22 protein-coding genes are annotated in these 19,581 nt (G+C 43.6%); 21 read left to right on the forward strand and 1 reads right to left on the reverse strand.

Annotated elements, in window-relative coordinates:
* Positions 1-29: 29 nt before the first annotated feature.
* From cpu_RS10245 to cpu_RS10350, 21 genes are all read left to right on the forward strand, one after another.
* Positions 30-1,853, forward strand: a complete 1,824-nt coding sequence (locus tag cpu_RS10245; protein ID WP_077177304.1) for a nitrogenase component 1 — start codon at positions 30-32, stop codon at positions 1,851-1,853.
* Positions 1,834-2,649 (forward strand): radical SAM protein, encoded by an 816-nt coding sequence (locus cpu_RS10255; RefSeq protein WP_075859896.1) that lies wholly within the window; start codon positions 1,834-1,836, stop codon positions 2,647-2,649. Before cpu_RS10245 ends, cpu_RS10255 begins: the two co-directional genes overlap by 20 nt.
* An 87-nt stretch (positions 2,650-2,736) precedes the next feature.
* Positions 2,737-3,543: a hydroxymethylglutaryl-CoA lyase-like TIM-barrel protein gene (locus cpu_RS10260; RefSeq protein ID WP_077177305.1), complete on the forward strand. Its 807-nt coding sequence runs from the start codon at positions 2,737-2,739 to the stop codon at positions 3,541-3,543.
* 252 nt (positions 3,544-3,795) lie between these two features.
* Positions 3,796-4,260, forward strand: a complete 465-nt coding sequence (gene rimP, locus cpu_RS10265) for a ribosome maturation factor RimP (RefSeq protein WP_075859897.1) — start codon at positions 3,796-3,798, stop codon at positions 4,258-4,260.
* 17 nt (positions 4,261-4,277) lie between these two features.
* Positions 4,278-5,318 (forward strand): transcription termination factor NusA, encoded by a 1,041-nt coding sequence (gene nusA, locus cpu_RS10270; RefSeq protein ID WP_075859898.1) that lies wholly within the window; start codon positions 4,278-4,280, stop codon positions 5,316-5,318.
* Positions 5,318-5,596, forward strand: coding sequence for an RNase P modulator RnpM (gene rnpM / locus cpu_RS10275; protein WP_075859899.1), 279 nt, complete (start codon positions 5,318-5,320; stop codon positions 5,594-5,596). The genes nusA and rnpM overlap by 1 nt, the downstream gene beginning before the upstream one ends.
* A complete protein-coding gene (locus tag cpu_RS10280; RefSeq protein WP_075859900.1) occupies positions 5,583-5,897 on the forward strand; it encodes a L7Ae/L30e/S12e/Gadd45 family ribosomal protein in 315 nt (104 codons plus the stop codon). Before rnpM ends, cpu_RS10280 begins: the two co-directional genes overlap by 14 nt.
* Positions 5,897-8,407, forward strand: coding sequence for a translation initiation factor IF-2 (gene infB / locus cpu_RS10285; RefSeq protein WP_075859901.1), 2,511 nt, complete (start codon positions 5,897-5,899; stop codon positions 8,405-8,407). The genes cpu_RS10280 and infB overlap by 1 nt, the downstream gene beginning before the upstream one ends.
* A 15-nt stretch (positions 8,408-8,422) precedes the next feature.
* On the forward strand, positions 8,423-8,812 hold the full coding sequence (gene rbfA / locus cpu_RS10290; protein ID WP_075859902.1) for a 30S ribosome-binding factor RbfA: 390 nt from the start codon (positions 8,423-8,425) through the stop codon (positions 8,810-8,812).
* A complete protein-coding gene (locus cpu_RS10295; protein ID WP_075859903.1) occupies positions 8,802-9,752 on the forward strand; it encodes a DHH family phosphoesterase in 951 nt (316 codons plus the stop codon). The genes rbfA and cpu_RS10295 overlap by 11 nt, the downstream gene beginning before the upstream one ends.
* A gap of 2 nt (positions 9,753-9,754) precedes the next feature.
* On the forward strand, positions 9,755-10,624 hold the full coding sequence (gene truB / locus cpu_RS10300; protein ID WP_075859904.1) for a tRNA pseudouridine(55) synthase TruB: 870 nt from the start codon (positions 9,755-9,757) through the stop codon (positions 10,622-10,624).
* Positions 10,625-10,631: 7 nt separating this feature from the next.
* Positions 10,632-11,558, forward strand: coding sequence for a bifunctional riboflavin kinase/FAD synthetase (locus cpu_RS10305; protein ID WP_075859905.1), 927 nt, complete (start codon positions 10,632-10,634; stop codon positions 11,556-11,558).
* 42 nt (positions 11,559-11,600) lie between these two features.
* A complete protein-coding gene (locus cpu_RS10310; protein WP_075859906.1) occupies positions 11,601-11,804 on the forward strand; it encodes a hypothetical protein in 204 nt (67 codons plus the stop codon).
* A gap of 88 nt (positions 11,805-11,892) precedes the next feature.
* Positions 11,893-12,138 (forward strand): 30S ribosomal protein S15, encoded by a 246-nt coding sequence (gene rpsO, locus cpu_RS10315; protein WP_369688869.1) that lies wholly within the window; start codon positions 11,893-11,895, stop codon positions 12,136-12,138.
* Between the two features lie 135 nt (positions 12,139-12,273).
* Complete coding sequence (locus cpu_RS10320) at positions 12,274-14,472, forward strand: polyribonucleotide nucleotidyltransferase (protein WP_075859908.1); 2,199 nt, start codon at positions 12,274-12,276, stop codon at positions 14,470-14,472.
* Positions 14,473-15,339 (forward strand): deoxyribonuclease IV, encoded by an 867-nt coding sequence (locus cpu_RS10325; protein ID WP_075859909.1) that lies wholly within the window; start codon positions 14,473-14,475, stop codon positions 15,337-15,339.
* A gap of 199 nt (positions 15,340-15,538) precedes the next feature.
* Positions 15,539-16,219 (forward strand): spore cortex-lytic enzyme, encoded by a 681-nt coding sequence (sleB, locus tag cpu_RS10330; RefSeq protein ID WP_075859910.1) that lies wholly within the window; start codon positions 15,539-15,541, stop codon positions 16,217-16,219.
* 230 nt (positions 16,220-16,449) lie between these two features.
* Entirely contained in the window at positions 16,450-17,025 is a 576-nt protein-coding gene (locus cpu_RS10335) for a phosphatase PAP2 family protein (protein WP_159434002.1), read from the forward strand.
* 19 nt (positions 17,026-17,044) lie between these two features.
* Entirely contained in the window at positions 17,045-17,392 is a 348-nt protein-coding gene (locus tag cpu_RS10340; RefSeq protein WP_075859911.1) for an EamA family transporter, read from the forward strand.
* Positions 17,393-17,815: 423 nt separating this feature from the next.
* A complete protein-coding gene (locus cpu_RS10345) occupies positions 17,816-18,187 on the forward strand; it encodes a DnaJ family domain-containing protein (RefSeq protein ID WP_075859912.1) in 372 nt (123 codons plus the stop codon).
* A gap of 14 nt (positions 18,188-18,201) precedes the next feature.
* Entirely contained in the window at positions 18,202-18,987 is a 786-nt protein-coding gene (locus cpu_RS10350) for an ABC transporter ATP-binding protein (RefSeq protein WP_075859913.1), read from the forward strand.
* A gap of 179 nt (positions 18,988-19,166) precedes the next feature.
* On the opposite strand, the gene cpu_RS10355 is transcribed toward cpu_RS10350, so the two are convergent.
* A complete protein-coding gene (locus tag cpu_RS10355; RefSeq protein WP_075859914.1) occupies positions 19,167-19,562 on the reverse strand; it encodes a hypothetical protein in 396 nt (131 codons plus the stop codon).
* Positions 19,563-19,581: the final 19 nt, after the last annotated feature.

Consider the following 19,581-nt stretch of genomic DNA (forward strand, 5'->3'; position numbering starts at 1 on the left):
GATGCTTTTCAATTAAGGAGAGGAAAACCATGGAAATACCCATTGATGTAATTCCAGAAAGGGTAGGGCAGCTGGGATTGGTGGGGTTACCAGCATGTGACCAGCGTACCATTCCCGGGATAATTTCCCAGCGGGCCTGCGTGCTATATGGAGCCCGGTGGATGCTGGCGCCTGTACGGGATGTGATTCACCTCATTCATGGTCCGGTAGGTTGTGCTTATTACAGTGAAACGGTGCGTAAAAAACGCTACCAGGTATTTTCCACTGCCCTGGATGAAATGGATATCGTCTTCGGCGCCGGTCAAAAACTGGAAACAGCTATCAGGGAATCACTGAGTTTGCGCCCCGGGTCTTCTGCAGTGCTGGTTTATACTACCTGCGCTGCGGGACTTATTGGCGAGGATGTTCCGGCAATTTGTAAACGGATGTCAGCTACCCTTGGACGGCCGGTGGTGCCGGTCAACTGCCCCGGGTTTTGCGGGGTGAGCCAGGGTGACGGCCACGATGTTGCCGCGGCAGTTTTGCTAGAGCATTTTATCGGGCGCGAGCCGGCGGGAACTTATTTTGAAAATCATGTAAACATCCTGGGAGAATTTGACGTTCAGGGTGATTTAAAGGAAATCGAACACTTATTACAGCGTATGGGACTGAATCTTATCTGCGTTGTATCAGGACGGGCAACGGTGGAAAATATGGCCCGGGCTCACCGGGCTAAGCTCAATATCGTTCACTGCGGACGCACTGGACGCTGGTTGGCCCGAAAGATGAAAGAGCGCTTTGGCATTCCCTGGCGAAAGGTTTCTTTCTTCGGAGTGGAAGAAACGGTAGCGGCGTTGCAGACTATCGCTACTTTCTTTAACCGTTCAGTAGAGAGCGAATGGGTGGAAAGGGAGGCAGAGGCAGCCAGACAGAAGGCAGCTCCCTACTTAAAGCTTCTGGCAGGTAAACGGGTAGCCCTTTTCTTTGGTGCTTCCCGGATGGGCTCCATGGCCAGAGCCTTTAAGGAGCTGGGTATGGAAGTTGTTTTATGTGGTTCCCAATTTGGCTGCCGGGAAGATTATGCCGAATCCCGCCGCTGTTTAGGCAAGGGTGCGTTGATGATTGACGATGCCAACCAGCGGGAGCTGGAGGAATTTTTTTACCGTTTCCGGCCGGATTTACTGGTGGGAGGTACCAGAGAAAAGTTTATGGCCCATAAGATAGGAATTCCTTTCCTGATCTTTCCTCAGGAAACCAGTCCTTACGCTGGCTTCAATGGTTTTGTGAACCTGGCCCGGGAAGTAGCGGCCTTGTTAAGGGCTCCGGTATGGCGGTTAATGATTCCCGCGAATCTGGTTGAACCACCAGCAAGTGAGCAAGGGTCAACCAGCGGAGATTTTCTTGCAACCGATAACGGTTTTTTACTTGCGAAAGAGGAGGAAATAATAATGAATCCGGGGAGCTACGCGATGACAGAAATAATCGGGAGAAGTTTGGGACCGGAAACCTTTAAAGTTGCTGTGGCAACAAGGGATGGGTTAAGGGTGAACGAACATTTTGGTCGTGCCGATAGTTTTATGATTTTTACCCTACAGGGAAACAAGGTTAAGAAGGCGGAATTCCGAGAGATATCATGTTTAACCGGTCCTTGTGCCGGAGACGAACATAAAGATGCCATTGTTAAAATGCTGGAACAACTGGCTGATTGCCGGGCGGTAATTTGTTTAAAGGCAGGTCAGTGCGTTCAAGAAAAGGCCAGGCAAAAGGGAATCCTGATTTTAGAAATTAACGACACAATTTCCGATGCTCTTAAGGAATATCTACGGTATTATGCTGAGAAAGGGGGAGACATGAATGAAGGAACAAACTTATGAGGAAATAATAAGGAAACATCCCTGCTTTAGCAAGGCAGCTACCCGGTGGTTTGGGCGTGTACATTTACCGGTGGCACCAAAATGCAACATTAGCTGCCATTATTGTACCCGGCTGTACGACTGTGTCAATGAAAATCGTCCCGGGGTGACAAGCAAACTGATGACACCGAAAGAAGCTTTACAGTATGTAAAACAATTAGTGGAAAGAGATGAGCGCATTAAGGTAGTGGGGATAGCTGGACCAGGAGAGCCTTTGGCCAACAGGTCTACTTGGTACACTTTATTCATGGTACACCGTTGCTTTCCGGAACTGATCAAGTGCATCAGTACCAATGGCCTGCTACTGGCCGAAAAACTGCCTGAATTGCAGAAAGCAGGGGTTCGGGCGGTAACGGTAACGGTGAATGCCGTATCAAAGGAGGTTGGCAGCCGGATTTACGGTTATGTATTTTACAGGGGACAGATTTATACAGGAGCAGCAGGGGCAGAACTGTTGTGGCGGGCCCAATATGAAGGTATCCGCCTGGCCCGGAAACTTGGCATGGTAGTTAAAGTAAATAGTGTTCTAATTCCCGGAGTCAACGATGAGCATCTGGAAGAGGTAGCTCGGGCGGTGAAAACGGCAGGGGCGCATGTCATGAACATTATACCCTTAATCCCCCAGGGGGGATTTGCCGATCTGCTTCCACCGCCACCGGAGCGGGTCAACCTGATGCGGCAAAAGCTGTCTCCTATTATTAAACAGATAACCCACTGCCGGCGTTGCCGGGCGGACGCGGTGGGGATGCTGGTATGAGATTTTAGATTGTTGGGCGGCAGGGTAGATTTTCCCTGCCGTTTTTCTACCCGGCATCACTGGTCATTTTTTCCGGAGGTGAAACTGATGCAGGTAAAGATTGTGGATACGACCTTGAGGGATGGGGAGCAGGCTCCGGGAGTGGTTTTTAACCTTCAGGAAAAGGTGACCATTGCTTGGATGCTGGATCAACTGGGGGTAGCGCAGATTGAGGCTGGTACTCCGGCCATGGGGGAAATGGAGCAGCAGGCCATTGCGGCCATTGTCCGGTTGGGTTTAAAGAGCCGGGTTAGCACCTGGAACAGAATGGAGCTGGCGGATATTCGTGCTTCTTTAGCTTGTGGAGTACAGTATGTGCATGTTTCTGCCCCCGTTTCCGACATTCAAATCCATTATAAACTGGGGAAAAGCCATCGATGGGTGCTGACCCGTTTACGCCAGGCCTGCCTCTTTGCCCTGGAACACGGGCTTACCGTGACAGTGGGGGCTGAGGATGCTTCCCGGGCTGATCCAGGTTTTTTAATGGAGATTGCCCTTTTAGCCCGGGAAATGGGAGCAAAACGGCTGCGTTACTGCGACACCGTAGGCATCTTAGACCCGTTTGCTACTTTTGAGCGTCTTGTCTGGCTGAAGGAGAACACCTCTTTAGAGCTCGAGTTTCACGGACACAATGATTTTGGCCTGGCTACGGCCAACGCTTTAGCAGCCATCAGGGCAGGAGTTAACTGGGTGGATACTACCGTTGGGGGGCTGGGGGAAAGGGCGGGTAATACCCCTGTTGAGGAACTATGCCGGGTTTTAAATGAGCTTTACGGACAGGATTCTGGCCTCAACCTCGATTACCTTCCCCTCGTTGGCCGTTACGTGGCTCGGGCAGCAGGGCGGTTAAAGTAGCAATGCTTATAAGCGTTTTAAGTTAATACTTCCATGAAATATTGTCAAAAAAATTTTTGATATTTTTTTAGCATTAGTACAAAATATGTACATCTTTTTGCTTTAGCCCTTGCAGCGGAAAACTTTGTGTGTTATAATAACAAAGAAATAAAAGCCTTTTCGCAGAAAAGAGTGGGTTTTCCCACTCTTTCTTGTTAGTAATAGTAATTTACGGGAAAAATAATTAAAGCAAAAAGGAAAGGGGGCGTTAGCATGGGCCGCAATAAAGGAATCGAACAAAAAGTATGGCCGCTGGCCGATAAGGTTGGCACAGAGCTTAACCTTGAAGTGGTAGAGGTAGAATTTGTTAAAGAAGCGGGTAAATATTTTTTAAGAATTTACATAGATAAGCCCGAGGGAGTCGATTTAGACGACTGTCAGGCTTTTTCGGAAAGGATAGGGGTTTTACTGGATGAAGAAGATCCCATTCCCCAGGCTTACTACCTGGAAGTATCTTCGCCGGGGGTAGAACGTCCCCTTAAAAAACTGTCCGATTTTGAGCGATTTGCCGGACGGGAAGCCCAGATAAAAACCTTTGCCGCTATTGACGGACAAAAGCAATTTAAAGGAAAACTTCTTGGAGTCCGCGACGGTCAGGTGGTTATAGATGCCGGTAAGGGGGAGCTGCAAATTCCTGTAGAACAAATTGCTAAAGCCCACCTTACCTTTGATTTTTAACTTTGGGAGGATTTACGATGAATACTGAGTTTTTACAGGCTGTACAAGAGATTGAAAAACAAAAAGGGATTCCGGCGGAAGTGCTTTTGGAGGCAACGGAGCAAGCATTGCTTTCGGCGTACAAAAAAAATTATGGGATAAACCAAAACGCCCGGGTTCATATTGACCGGGTTACCGGAGAAGTAAAGGTATATGCTTTAAAAACTGTGGTGGAAGAGGTTACCGATCCTAGGTTAGAAGTAAGCTTAGAAGAAGCCCGGGCTAAAGATCCGAGACTAAATATTGGTGACGTGTTAGAAATTGAAGTGACTCCCCGAAATTTTGGCCGAATTGCTGCTCAAAACGCAAAACAAGTGGTCATCCAGAGGATTCGGGAAGCGGAAAGAAACCAAATTTACGAAGAGTTTTCGGAGCGGGAAGGGGACATCATTACTGGAATTGTCCGGAGAATTGACCAAAAAAATATTTACGTGGACCTCGGTAAAACTGAAGCAATCCTTCCCCCACAAGAGCAAATTCCTGGAGAAAATTACAGCTTTGGGGATCGGATTAAAGCTTATCTGGTTGAGGTCAAGAAAACCAGTAAAGGGCCTAACATTATTTTATCAAGAACCCACCCGGGGCTTTTAAAAAGGTTATTAGAATTAGAGATACCAGAACTTTATGACGGTACGGTAGAACTAAAGAGTATTGCCCGGGAAGCGGGTTCTCGTTCCAAAATTGCGGTTTATAGTAAAGATGAAAATGTTGACCCGGTCGGAGCCTGTGTTGGGAATAAAGGTCTTCGCATAAAAAACATTGTTGACGAACTAAATGGAGAGAAAATTGATGTAGTGAAGTGGAGTCCAGACCCGGCAAAGTTTATAGCCAATGCCTTAAGTCCAGCGAAAGTTACCAGTGTGGAGGTTTTCGAGGATGAAAAAGTTGCCCGGGTGATAGTACCCGATTATCAGCTATCACTAGCCATTGGAAAAGAAGGGCAAAATGCCAGACTTGCGGCTAAGCTCACTGGTTGGAAAATAGATATTAAGAGCGAATCGCAGGTTGGGGGGATTTAATGGCTAAACAAAAAAAAGTTCCACTGAGAATGTGTCTTGGTTGTCAGGAAATGAAGCCGAAAAAAGAGTTAATCCGGGTAGTAAGGACTCCGGAGGGAGAAGTTTTAATTGACAAAACGGGCAAAAAAGCTGGGCGCGGGGCCTATATCTGCCCGTCCCTGACTTGTTTTGAACAGGCCAAAAAAGGTAAAAAGTTTGAGAAGGCTTTAAATCATCCGGTTTCTCCCGAAATAATCGAAAAATTACAACAGGAGCTCTTAGAAAGTGAACAAAGTTGAAGGAATCTTGGGTTTAGCCTTAAGGGCGAAAAAGCTTTTGGTGGGAGAAACGGAGGTTTTAATGGGGATAAAGAAACGCCAAATTGTAGGAATAATTTTAGCGATAGACCTGGCCGAAAGCCAGAAAAGAAAATTCGAGTTTTTAGCGAAGGAGAATGGTCTATTGAAAGTTAACTGGGGTACCAAAGAAAAATTTGGGAGAATTCTAAACCGCCGTCCCACGGGAATTTTAGGCTTTAAGGATAGCGGATTTTGGCAAAAAATTTTACAAGAAATTGGTTATGACCAGGGGGTGAATTAATGCGTAAAAAACGTGTTTTTGAAATTGCCAAAGAGTTAAACATGGAAAGTAAAGAAGTTATAAGCCGCTTAAGGGCAATCGGGGTTGAAGTAAAGTCCCACATGAGTACTGTAGAAAACCATCACTTAAACCTATTGCTAAAAGCTTTAAATCGGGAAAAAGAAGAAAAAGAGAAGAAGGAACAGGATAAGAAACAGGTGGAACAAAAAGCTGAAGCACAAAAGCCGCATAACCACCCCCAAAGGCCAAAAGAGCAACAGCAACAACAAAAACAAGGGGGTCCGAATCGCCCGCGGGAACAACGGCATGAAAGACCCCAGGGACAAGGACAGCGGTATGGAGGCAGCCAACGTACGGAACAACGGGATAAAGATAAAAATCGCCGGGGGAGTGACCAGCGTCCCTATAATCAGAATCGTCCACCGCGGTCAGAAGGGCAGCGGGATGAACGTCGGCGTTTTGATAAAGATCGTCCGGCTGGACAAAATCCACCCCAGGGGCAAAAAACCTTTGGGGAGAGAAAAGATCGTCCTTTCCAAAAGGATAAGAAAAAAGGCGTTCTTCCGGCAATACCGAAGCCTGAAGCTCCTAAAGGAGAAAATAAGGAACCTGAGCGGAGGAAAGGAGCCCCGGATAAAAAACGGGAATGGGAAAAAACATTAAAGAAGGAAGAAAAAGCTTTTGCCGTTGAAGAAAAGAAATTAAGTATGAAGAAAGAAAAGAAAGAAAAACAAGAGACAGTAGTAGATGTTCCCAAAACTATTGTGATTCCTGAGAGTATGACCGTGCAGGAATTTGCCAAAATTATGGGTAAAACTGCGGCAGAAGTGATTAAAAAGTTAATGAATTACGGGATTTTAGCTACCATAAACCAGGAGATTGATGCCGATACCGCCACGATTATTGCTACCGACTTTGGCTTTGAGGTGACGGTGGAAAAGGAAGAAAAAGAAGATATCTGGCTTACCGAAGAAACTCCCGATGATCCGGAGACCTTAGAACCAAGACCGCCCATTGTAACGGTAATGGGCCATGTTGACCACGGTAAAACCTCCCTTTTAGATGCTATTCGCCAGACAAATGTCACTGCCACTGAAGCGGGAGGAATCACCCAGCATATAGGCGCTTATCAGGTAGAACATCATGGCCGGAAGATTACTTTCATCGATACCCCTGGTCACGAAGCTTTTACCGCTATGCGCGCCCGGGGAGCCCAAGTTACGGATATAGCCATCCTAGTGGTGGCGGCCGATGATGGGGTGATGCCGCAAACGATTGAGGCCATAAACCATGCTAAAGCCGCGGGGGTTCCAATTATTGTAGCGGTAAATAAAATTGATAAGCCAAACGCTCAACCGGATAGGGTAAAGCAGCAATTAACCGAATACGGCCTTATCCCTGAAGCCTGGGGGGGCGATACCGTTTTTGTTGAGGTATCGGCCTTAAAGAAGATTGGCATTGAAGAACTTTTGGAAATGATTTTATTGGTGTCCGATCTCAAAGAATTAAAAGCTAATCCTAATAAGCCTGCCCGGGGGACGGTAATTGAAGCACAACTGGATAAAGGCCGGGGACCGGTGGCCACCGTATTGGTACAGTCCGGCACATTAAACGTTGGGGATGCGGTAGTTGTTGGTTTAACTTACGGCCGGGTACGGGCTTTAGTGGATGATAAAGGCCGGCGGGTTAAAAAAGCTACTCCTTCGATGCCGGTGGAAGTTTTAGGTTTAAATGATGTTCCCAGCGCCGGTGATATATTGGTGGTCGTTGAAGATGAAAAAACGGCAAGAACCTTAGCGGAAAAACGGCAAAACCAGAAACGGGAAGAAGAGTTAAGAGCTAGCAACAAAGTTTCCTTAGAAGACCTCTTTAAACATATTCAGGAAGGTAAGATCAAAGAGTTAAATATAGTATTAAAAGCGGATGTACATGGTTCCGTAGAGGCAATCAGGCAGTCATTGACCAGGCTTTCTACCGAAGAGGTAAAAGTAAATGTAATTCATTCCGGAGTTGGAGCAATTACCGAAACGGATATTATGCTGGCTTCAGCTTCCAATGCTATTGTTATTGGCTTTAACGTCCGCCCCGATAGCAATGCCCGTAAGCTGGCTGAGGTGGAAAAAATCGATGTCCGGGTATACCGGATAATTTATGAGCTTTTAGATGATATCAAAGCTGCCATGGCTGGTTTATTAGAACCAGAGCACAAAGAAGTGGTTTTAGGTCGGGCAGAAGTGAGAAAGACCTTTAAGGCTTCCAAAATTGGTACAATTGCCGGTTTATATGTGTTAGAAGGCAAAATAGTTCGTTCGGCCAAGGCCCGGGTTATAAGAGATGGAGTAGTAGTTTTTGAAGGGAATATTGATTCCTTAAAAAGGTTTAAAGACGATGTCCGGGAAGTAGCCCAGGGGTATGAATGTGGTTTAACCATTGAGAAATTTAATGACATTCATGAAGGAGATATTATCGAAGCCTTTACCATTGAAGAGGTTCAAAGAACGCTGGAATAATGTGAGGTGAGGGTTATGGCTTCCCATAAACACGAACGTACGGCTCAAGCTATCAAAGAAGCAGTTGCTGCCATAATTTCCCGGGAAGTAAAGGACCCCAGGCTTGGATTTGTCTCGGTGACCAAAGTCGATTTAGCTAAAGATTTAAGCCAGGCCAAAATTTATATAAGCGTTTATGGCAATGAAGAGGCCAAGAAAAATAGTTTTCTTGCTTTAAACAGTGCCAAAGGCTTTATTAAAGGGGAATTAGCATCTAGAGTAAAACTTCGGGTAATTCCTGAACTTTCTTTTGTGGAAGACCTGTCCATTGAATATGGTGCAAGAATTATGGAGATTTTAGAAGGCCTTAAGCCAAAGGCTTTAGACCAAAAAAAAGATACAGGAGAGACCGAGGGTGAATCTTAAAGAGCTTTTGGGGAAATATCCAAAAATAATAATAGCATCCCATATCATGCCCGATGGGGATGCAATGGGTTCTATTTTAGGTTTTGGTAGAGCTTTGCGTTTAGGTGGCTTTAAGGTAGAGATGTATTTAAAAGATAAACCCGTTCGCCTGTTTTCCTTTTTTCCCGATTTTCCAAAAATAACTTCCGACCATACAATATTTACCGAAGATAGCCTATTAATAGCTTTAGATACAGCTGATCCTGAACGCTTGGGGGAAGAAGTTAAAAGCTTTGTGGTAGCTAATCCCCAGCGGGTTATCAATATTGACCATCATATTAGTAACACCCATTTTGGTGTAGAAAACGTGGTGATACCCGAAGCTTCAGCTACCTGTGAAATCTTACCGGAAATTCATGAAAAGCTGAATTTACCCTGGGATGAATGGATTGCTGCGGCTTACTATGCCGGTATTACCCTTGATACCGGCTCTTTTCAATACTCCAATACTACCGGTAAAAGCTTTGAAGTGGCGGCTTTTTTAGCCCGTAAAGGGGTAGATTTTGGGAAAATTAATGAAAAGCTATTTATGGAAAAACCCAGGGATAGTGTTCTTCTTTTTCGAGAAGCTCTAAATTCCCTGACCTTTGATGCGGGAGGAAAAATTGCCTGGGTAAAGTTTACCCGGGAACAAATTGAACGTTATGCCGAAGGGGAAGAAGTTATAAGCTCCATTGCCAGTTACCTTAGAGGAATTGCTGGAGTGGAAGTAAGCGTTCTTTTCCGGGAAACGAAAGATGGCAGTATTAAGGTAGGATTACGGTCTAAAGATATTGACGTTAATGAAATTGCTGCGGTGTTTGGCGGTGGCGGTCATAAAAGAGCTGCAGGGTGTACCCTTAAAAAATCACTGCCGGAAACCATTGAGGTAGTTTTAGCCGAAGTGAAAAAGAGGTTTTAAAGATGGATGGATTTATTAATCTTTTAAAACCTCCGGGCATGACATCCCATGATGTGGTAGCTTTTTTACGAAAAAAGCTAAAAACGAAAAAAATTGGACACCTTGGTACTCTCGATCCGGCAGCTGCGGGGGTTTTACCGGTGGCGGTAGGAAAAGCCACGCGCTTAATTGAATACTTAGAAGCGGGGGCAGAAAAACAGTATCTGGCAGAAATTATTTTTGGTATAACCACCACGACCTGGGATCGGGAAGGAAAAATAGTAGCAGAAAAGGATGCCTCTTTTTTAACTGAGGCTTTAATAATCGAAAAACTGAGGCATTTTCAAGGAGAAATCGAACAAACCCCACCCTTGGCTTCGGCAGTTAAAATTGCGGGTAAGCCTTTATACCATTACCAGCGTAAAGGGGAAAGGGTGGAGGTTCCAAAGCGCAAGGTTACGGTTTATGAAATTAAATTATTAGAATTAATCGCTAAAAATACTCCTCACCCCCGGGCCAGGGTCATAATTCGCTGTTCCCGGGGAACTTATATTCGAAGTATTGCGTATGATTTGGGTAATATCCTTTTGACCGGAGCGACGTTAAACTTCCTCCTCAGGACTAAGTCTGGCCCATTTTTATTGAAAGATTGCTGCCTTCTAGAAGAAGAGTTAAAAATTATACCACCGGAGGAAGTGTTTTTGGATTATCCAAAGATTGAGCTAACCCGGGACCAGTTTCAAAGGGTAAAAAATGGTGGAGAAGTAAAGTTGGCAATAGAAAAGGAGAGTTTTGGACAGGTTTTTGCTTATTTTGAAGGAAAAATTGTAGCCACGGGCAAAGTCCAAGGAAAAATTTTTCTGCCGGAAAAGGTTTTCCGGATTGGGGAGTGAAATAAAGTTGCGGGTTTTTAACAGTTCAAAGGAATTTAGCCTTAACTGTCCTGTGGTGTTAGCTTTAGGTAATTTTGATGGGGTACATCTTGGCCACCAGAAACTTTTGAGGGTAACTCGGAATTTAGCCGATAAAACCGGGGCGTGCTCGGGAGTGTATACTTTTTGGCCCCATCCTCTAGAAGTACTTCAGGGTAAACAGGTGAAATATATCATTTCTTTAGAAGAGCGGCTCAAAATATTTTCCGCTCATGAAATGGAATTTACAGTATTAGAGTCGTTTACTTCCGAATATGCCCGGCTTTCTCCTGAGGAGTTTATTCAGAACATACTTTTGGAAAATTTTAAGGTAGCAGGAGTGGTGGCTGGTTTTAATTATACTTTCGGCTATCAGGGAGCTGGACGAGTAACGGACCTCATCAAAGCCGGGGAGCATTTTGGCTTTAAAGTGGAAGTTGTAGAGCCGGTTATTTTTGACCGGGAGGTGGTAAGTTCAACAGCAATTCGGGAAAAAATTTTAGCGGGAGAAATAGACAGGGTTAATGGGATGCTGGGGTATAAGTATTTTTTAAAAGGCCGGGTAGTAGGAGGCGACAAACTTGCCCGAAGGCTTGGTTTTCCTACTGCTAATATTCTGCCCGAAGAAAACCTTGTTTTACCGCAATTTGGCGTTTATCTGGTAGAGGTAGAAATAATTGGGGAAAATTTAATACTTCCGGGAATTGCCAACCTTGGAGTAAGACCAACAGTGAAAGCCGATGGCCGCCCCCTTTTAGAGGTTCATCTGTTAAATTATAAAGCCAATCTCTACCACCGGGAGTTAAAGGTAAACTTTTTAAAAAAAATTCGGTCCGAGAAAAAATTTGCCTCCCTTGAAGATTTAAAAAAGCAGATCGAAGCGGATATTAATGAGGCTTTACAAGGAATAAAATAAACCATCGGCTCATAACCTTTACCTGAAAGGTGGTTATAAGCCGTGTACAACCTAAGTAATAGGGAGGAACAGTTTTACCGGGAGTTGATTTCGGAAATCTCCCGAATAATTTTAAAAAAAGATTTTATTAAATTAAAAAAAGATTTGACCAAACAGTATAAAAAAGCTAAAATAAAAGATGCGGAAACCGCCGCCTTGGAAGATGCTTTAATTGCCTATTTGTTCAGAAGAATGGAGGACATTTAGGCTTAACCCGAGGCTAGGTTAACTACTTGGCCTCTGGCGATTATGGTAGGAGGAGGTGAACAACGTGGCGTTAAATCAAGAACAAAAAATGGGAATTATTGCAAAATACCAGCTGCACGAGAAAGATACCGGTTCTCCGGAAGTACAAATTGCTATTTTAACCGAAAGGATTATGCAGCTGACCGAACACTTAAAGGTTCACAAGAAAGATTTTCATTCCCGGCGCGGCCTTTTAAAAATGGTCGGCCAGCGGAGGGCTCTTCTTAACTACTTAAAGCGCAAAGATTTTGAGCGTTACCGGGCCATTGTTGAAAAATTAGGCTTACGGAAATAAAGCGGGGATTGCCCCGCTTTTCCTATATCAGGAATTTTCTTTAGTATTATTGATTTTTTAGCAGGAAATACTATGAATAATGTCGAAATTTTTACTTTATATTATGGGATTTTAAGGAGGTAACTTACAGAATATATGACCACTGGAAGAAAGATTCTAGAAAAGGAGATAATAATAGCGGGGAGACCGTTAAAACTTACCACTGGTAAAGTAGCAACGCAAGCCGGTGGCTCGGTGCTGGTAAGCTATGACGATACAGTAGTCTTAGTTACAGCTACCGGAAGTAAAGAACCCAGGGAAGGAATTGATTTCTTTCCTTTAACGGTGGACTACGAAGAGAGGCTTTATGCCGTGGGGAAAATTCCCGGAGGCTTTATTAAACGGGAAGGGCGCCCTAGCGAAAAAGCGATTTTATCGGCCCGCCTTATCGACCGACCGATTCGCCCTCTCTTTCCCAAAGGGTTTAGAAACGATGTACATATTGTGGCTACAGTTCTTTCGGTCAATCAGGATAACCCTCCGGAAATAGCCGCCATGAACGGCGCCTCGGCCGCCTTAACCCTTTCCTCTTTGCCTTTTTTGGGCCCCATTGGTGCGGTGGTGGTGGGGCTAATTGATGATGAACTCATCATCAACCCCACAGTAGAAGAGGCCGAAAAAAGCCGGCTCCATTTGGTAGTGGCCGGGACCAAAGATGCGGTAATGATGGTAGAAGCGGGGGCTAAAGAAGTTCCCGAAGAAATCATGATAGAAGCAATTACCCGGGGCCACGAAGAGGTTAAAAAAATTGTGGCTTTTATTGAAGAGTTTCGGGAAGAAGCCCTTAAACTTGGGCTTGCCAGGGAAAAGATGGAAATAATTGTTGAAGATAAAGAAGAGATAAAGAGAGCGGTTACCGCTGAGGCGTACCCAATTCTTAAAGAGGCAGTTGAAAAAATTATTGCTGAAAAATTTAACAAACAAGAGCGGGATGAATATTTAGAGAATTTAAAAGCTGAGCTTATGCAAAAGTTTTTAGAGCTTTATCCCGAAGAAGAACTGACCATTAAAGGAACCATCGACAGCATTCAAAAAGAGATAGTCCGGATGAAAATTTTAAAAGAAGGGGTCAGAATAGACGGCCGTAAGACCACCGAAGTACGGCCGATCTGGTGTGAAGTTGGATTGCTACCAAGGACTCATGGCTCAGGACTTTTTACCCGGGGGCAAACCCAGGTATTAAGTATTGTAACCCTGGGGGCAGTGGGCGATGTCCAGATTCTGGACGACCTGGGCATTGAGGAATCGAAACGCTTCATGCACCACTATAACTTTCCGCCCTATAGTGTCGGAGAAGTTCGCCCCATGCGTGGACCGGGCCGACGGGAAATCGGCCATGGAGCTTTAGCCGAAAGAGCTATTGAGCCGGTTATTCCATCCGAAGAAGTATTCCCTTACACTATCCGGATAGTTTCAGAAGTTTTAGAATCTAATGGCTCCACCTCCATGGGTTCGGTTTGCGGCAGTACTCTGGCTTTAATGGATGCCGGGGTACCGATAAAAGCACCGGTTGCTGGCGTTGCTATGGGGTTAATTAAAGAAGGTGATGAGGTAGCAATCTTAACCGATATTCAGGGGATAGAAGATGCTTTAGGCGATATGGATTTTAAAGTTGCGGGTACCAAAGATGGTATCACTGCACTACAGATGGATATAAAAATTGCCGGGGTGAACCGGGAAATCTTAACCCGGGCTTTAGCTCAAGCCAAAGAAGGACGGATGCACATTTTGAGTAAAATGCTGGAAGTGATATCCGAGCCGCGGACCGAACTTTCGCCTTATGCTCCGAGAATTATCTTTACTACCGTTGACCCCGAAAAAATCCGCGATATTATAGGGCCCGGAGGAAAAATAATTAAGAAAATCATCGATGAAACGGGAACCAAAATAGATATTGAAGATGATGGCAGGATCTTTATTGCTGCTGTGGATAAAGAAGCGGGAGAAAAGGCTTTAAACATCATAGAAAGCTTAACTAAAGAAATTGAAGTAGGCAAAGTATATCTTGGCAAAGTTACCAGGATAGCCGACTTTGGTGCCTTTGTAGAAGTGGTTCCTGGAGTACTGGGCCTCCCCGGGAAAGAAGGGTTAGTACACATAAGCCAGCTTGCCCATACCCGTGTCAAAAAAGTAGAAGATGTAGTTAAAGAAGGGGATCAAATCTTAGTTAAAGCTATTGGTTACGACAACCAGGGGCGCTTAAAGCTTTCCAGGAAAGATGCTCTTCCTTTACCTGAGGAAGAACGGGAACAGAAAAATCCTCCGCTTACAAGACCGCGAAAGGGAGAAAAATAAATGAACGTTGGTTTGCATCTATCGATTGCGGGAGGACTTTTAAAGCTAAAAGAGCGAATTTTAAAAAATAAAACTGAGGGCGTTCAGATATTTTCTAGAAGTCCTAGGGGAGGGGAAGCAAAACCCTTTAACGAAAAGGAATTAAAAGCCTTTTTGGAGTTCAAAGAAGCCTACGGACTATACCCTTTAGTAGTTCATGTTCCCTATGTTTTGAACTTAGCTTCGCCCGAGGAAGAAATGTTTCAAAAAAGTGTCGCCATAATTCGGGAGGACTTATTTCGTTCGGAGCAGTTAAAGGCTGACTTTCTGGTAATTCATGTAGGAAGCCACCGGGGAGCAGGAGAAGAGCGGGGACTTGCTCGCATGGTGGAAGGGCTAAAAATTTTGCTTTCCGAAGCTTTTAAAACCAGGTTATTGATCGAAAACACAGCGGGTACCGGTAACGAACTGGGTTATACCTTTGACCACCTTGCCTATATTATTTCCAGCACTGGACACCCCGACCTTGGCGTTTGCCTTGATACCTGCCACTTGCTGGGAGCTGGTTATGACGACGTAACTCCCCAGGGCATAGAGGCGATTGCCCGGGAATTTAGTGAAAAAGTGGGGGAAAACCGTCTTTACCTTCTCCACGTTAACGACTCCAAATTTCCCCTTGGGTCTAAAAAAGACCGGCACGAAAACTTAGAACAAGGGTATATTGGAAGAGAAGGGTTTATAAACTTACTAAAATCAAAATTTTTTAATAATGTACCCTGGATTCTGGAGACGCCAGAGCCCGGAATTGAAGAAGATTTAGTTAAGTTAAAACAATTGCGGGCAGAAATCCTAAAAATACCATCGGACCGCAAGTCCAATAATACGTGAGGATAAGTAAAGACCTGGCATAAGCTTTTTGGGGAAAAAGCCTAAAGCCGGGTTTTCTTTTTTTATGGAGCCTTAGCCAATTTGGCAAAAAGATTAGAAATAGTTACAATTGTAGTGTCTGCTTTTATACCTTCTTAAAAGCGTCCAAGGAAGGGCGACTTTAGCTTTTCCGTAAACCAACTTTTAAGGAGGGGTAAAAATGAAAAAGTTTTTTGCAGTGTTTTCTTTAATTTTTATGCTGGTGCTGCCCATGGCAGTGGTTTCTGAAGCTTTAGCCTCCCAGGTAGTTTACTACAAAGTAGGCAGTTACAGTACCAAAGTTTACGAGATTGAGAGCAGGCTTGTAAGTTTAGGTTATAAGGTGTACAAGGTGGACAAGTATTACGACGTCTCCACCAAAAAAGCAGTAATGGCGTTTCAGAAAAAAGAGGGTTTAAAAGTAGACGGTATCGTGGGTCCTGTAACGATGAAGCGGTTAATTTACCGGACTTCCACCCAGGTATCCCGGAGTGCAGTGCGGGTGTCGGCGGAAGATAAAGAGTTATTAGCCCGCATGGTTGAGGCTGAAGCTGGAGCTGAGCCGTATCTAGGGAAGGTGGCGGTGGCTGCGGTAATTTTAAACCGGGTAAAGTCGCCGCTCTTTCCCAACGATGTCCGGGGAGTAATCTTACAAAAAGGTGCTTTTGAGCCAATCTTAAATGGCTGGTTCTGGCAGGTTACAGTTTCTAATGCTTCCCGGCAAGCGGTAGAGGATGCTTTACGCGGCTTTGACCCTTCCAACGGCGCTTTATACTTCTACAACCCGGCTAAGACCAACCATCCCTGGTTTGCCAACCGGGTAGTAACGGCCCGCATAGGAAACCATGTGTTTACCAAATAAGAAAATTGATTATTCGGCAAATGCTTGGGGCATTTGCCGAATTTTTATCTTTATAAAAATTTAAGAATTAATTAAGAGAAGATTAAACATGAACTAATAAAATAAAGTTGTCACCAAACTTTGGCCTTTCTTAATTGAGAGTAGGGTTCATTATTGAGCATTACTTTAAAATTTTATTAAGGGTTCAATCTGCTAAAATAAAAATGAAAGATAAGCGGGGAGTGTATAAAGTGCTTTTGGCCTATGGAAAGAATTTAAAAATCTTTCTTGGAAAACAGGAAAAAAGATTACTGTTATTTATTAACAAGCAAACCCGAAAAAAATCATTAAATAAAATATTTCTTTTTATTACCAATTTTGGCAGTGCCCAGGCCATAATTGGGGCTTCGCTTGTCATGATCTTTTTAGGGAATGATCGCTGGCAAGTTACCGGAATTGAAGCGTCTTTAGCCTTAATCTTAAGCCATTTTTTGGTAGTAAGGATAAAACAAAAAGTAGCTCGCCCACGACCTTTCTGGGTAATGGTCAATATAAATCCATTAGGGAAATTATGGCGTGATTATTCTTTTCCTTCCGGGCATACTGCTTCTTCTACCTGTTTAGCGTTAATAACCAGTTTAAATTTTCCTGGCTTTAGGTTCTTACTATTCTTAATTGTTGGGTTAGTAGCGGTTTCCCGCCTTTATCTGGGAGTTCACTATCCTTCAGATGTTTTTGCTGGTTTTTTAGTTGGAATTTTTAGTTCATTATTAATTCATTTGTTGCTTTACCATATAATTTTGTTTAAATTAGCAGCTGTGTTATAGTAATACTGGGTGAAAAAGTATGTATTTTTTGCTAACTATTATTTGTGCTTTAATGATAGCAACCGGACAAATCTTTTGGAAACTAGGGATGAAGGCTATTCCTTTTTCGTTTTCGCTTAACACTCTAATTAAATTTTTTTTAAATGGCTATATTTTACTGGGGATTTTTTTGTATTTTACGGAGACTTTTATCTGGTTTTGGCTTCTTTCTCGGGAGCCGGTTGCCAAAATTTATCCTCTTCTTTCCTTAAGCTATGTTTTTGTAGTATTTATGGCGAGAGTTTTTCTTAAAGAAAAAATTGCTTTTACACAGGAAGTGGGAATTTTGTTTGTTATTATTGGTGTTAGCTTAATAGTAAAGAAGTAGTTTACAAACTAAAGAGTTCCTACTATAATAACTTTTGTTAAAAAAATTTCAGCAATAGTTGCAGGTGATTTTGGTGGAAAAACGTTGCCCGATTTGTTTTTGTATCATTGAGGAAGGAGAGGAGATTTGCGTTGATTGTGAGATGGATATGGCCCTTTTAGGACTTTATGTGGAAAAATAACCCCGTATTTGGCGGGGTTTATTTTTTTAGAAGGAATTTTTGCCGGTATGTCAAAATAAATTAGAAAATGCCTATAAAGGAAGTGAACAGGATGACCGGAATACCTTTTTATATTGTTGACGTGTTTGTCGAAAAAAATATGCAGAAAACCACTAAAAGAACCGGTTGATGAAGTAATTTTAAACTTGAAAGTAGGACCTGGGGGTAGGGTTATTCCAGTAGCTAAAGGGGAGTTAATCTAAATGGATATCTTGATGTATCTTGCAGAAGAAAAGATTTTGGAAGCCCAAAAAAACGGCGTCTTTGACAATCTTCCCGGAAAAGGGCAGAAAATCATTCCGGAGGATTTATCTATGCTTCCGGAAGAATTACGGGCGGGGTATATAATTTTAAAAAATGCTGGGGTGCTGCCGGAAGAGCTCCAGCTAAAAAAGGAATTACTTACGCTGCAAAATCTTATAGATTGCTGTTATGACGACGAAGAAAGGAAAGTTTTAAAGAAAACTTACAATGAAAAAATCCTGCGCTTTAATCTTTTGTTAGAAAGACGGAAAAAACAAAATTCACCGGTGGTCAAAGCGTATCTAAACAAAATTTATGGCCGGTTTAAATAAGGGGAGAGAAAAATTTGGTTTTAAAACTAAAGGACGTAACTTTAATCCGGGAGAAAAAACAAATCCTTAAAAATTTCAACTGGGAAATAAAGAGGGGGGAGCACTGGGCGGTCTTGGGCTTAAACGGAGCTGGCAAAACTACCCTTTTAAACCTTATCTGCGGGTATTACTACCCATCGAAAGGTGATGTCGAGGTACTTGGAAAGAAATTTGGTTGCTATGATTTAAGGGAGCTTCGCCGGGAAATTGGTTTTGTAAGCTCTTCTTTGCAGGAAAAGCTTTATGTTCGGGAAACAGCCTTGGAAGTGGTGTTAAGCGGTCTTTTTGCCACCATAGGGCTTTTTGACCGGCCGCAAGAAGAGGATGTCGAAAAAGCCCTTAGGCTTTTAGAAAAATTTAACTTATCTAACCTGGCTAACAGCCAGTATCAAACCCTGTCGCAGGGGGAAAAGCAGAAAGTTTTAATAGCCCGGGCTTTAATTAACAATCCCCGCCTTTTAATCTTAGATGAACCGGCAGCAGGATTGGACCTTTTAGCGCGGGAAGAACTACTTGCAGATATTGCTTTTCTTTGCCGGGAAGAAAACGGACCTGCAATTATTTTGGTTACCCATCACCCGGAGGAAATTGTGGCTGGGATAACCCATGTCCTATTGTTAAAAAATGGAGAAGTTTTTGCCGCTGGCAAAAAAGATGAGGTACTAACTTCAGAACTTTTAACAGATTTTTATAACCTGCCGGTTCAAGTTGATAAAGAGGGAGAAAGGTACTGGCTTAAGGTTTTTAAGAGCGGGATGTAAATGAACGAAAATGCCGCTATAGTTTCATTTTTCCCGATGAGGTGAAAACGAAGCTTGAAGCTACCGCTGTAGACCTTGGAAATTACGGTTTTGATTATTACTGCGGCTACGACCTGGTAACTGCTTGCAATGCTATAAAATATCCCGGAATTCGCTTCCGGGTTATTTTTTTGCCTTTTTTATATCTTGGCGCCTTTTTCTTTAAGGATTTTTACTGCCTGTTCTACTTTATCTTTTGTTGTTACCGCAGTTACCAAAAACGCCTCACTGCCAGCTATGCCATAATCTTTAGCGGCCATTCCTGCTGCTGACGGGTCAGCTGATAAAAGCACCCGGGCATCATCGTCGCCAAACTGATTGGCACCAGCCGAGTAAAGAGTTAAGCCTGTTCCGCTCATTCCCCGGCCGGAAATGGGGTTATTAACTTCCGGATTGCTGGCAACACCGTATCTACTCACCCGGTCAACCTGTACGTCATTAATTCCATTAGCTTTAAGGGCTTCGGCGGCATCTATGGCTTTAGCACTGGAGGGAAAGTACGCTAAAATTGACCGCTCGTTTTTTTTAAGCTCCATCGCTTAATACCTCCTTAAG

Source organism: Carboxydothermus pertinax (genome assembly GCF_001950255.1).
In the GTDB taxonomy this organism is placed as follows: Bacteria; Bacillota; Z-2901; order Carboxydothermales; family Carboxydothermaceae; genus Carboxydothermus; species Carboxydothermus pertinax.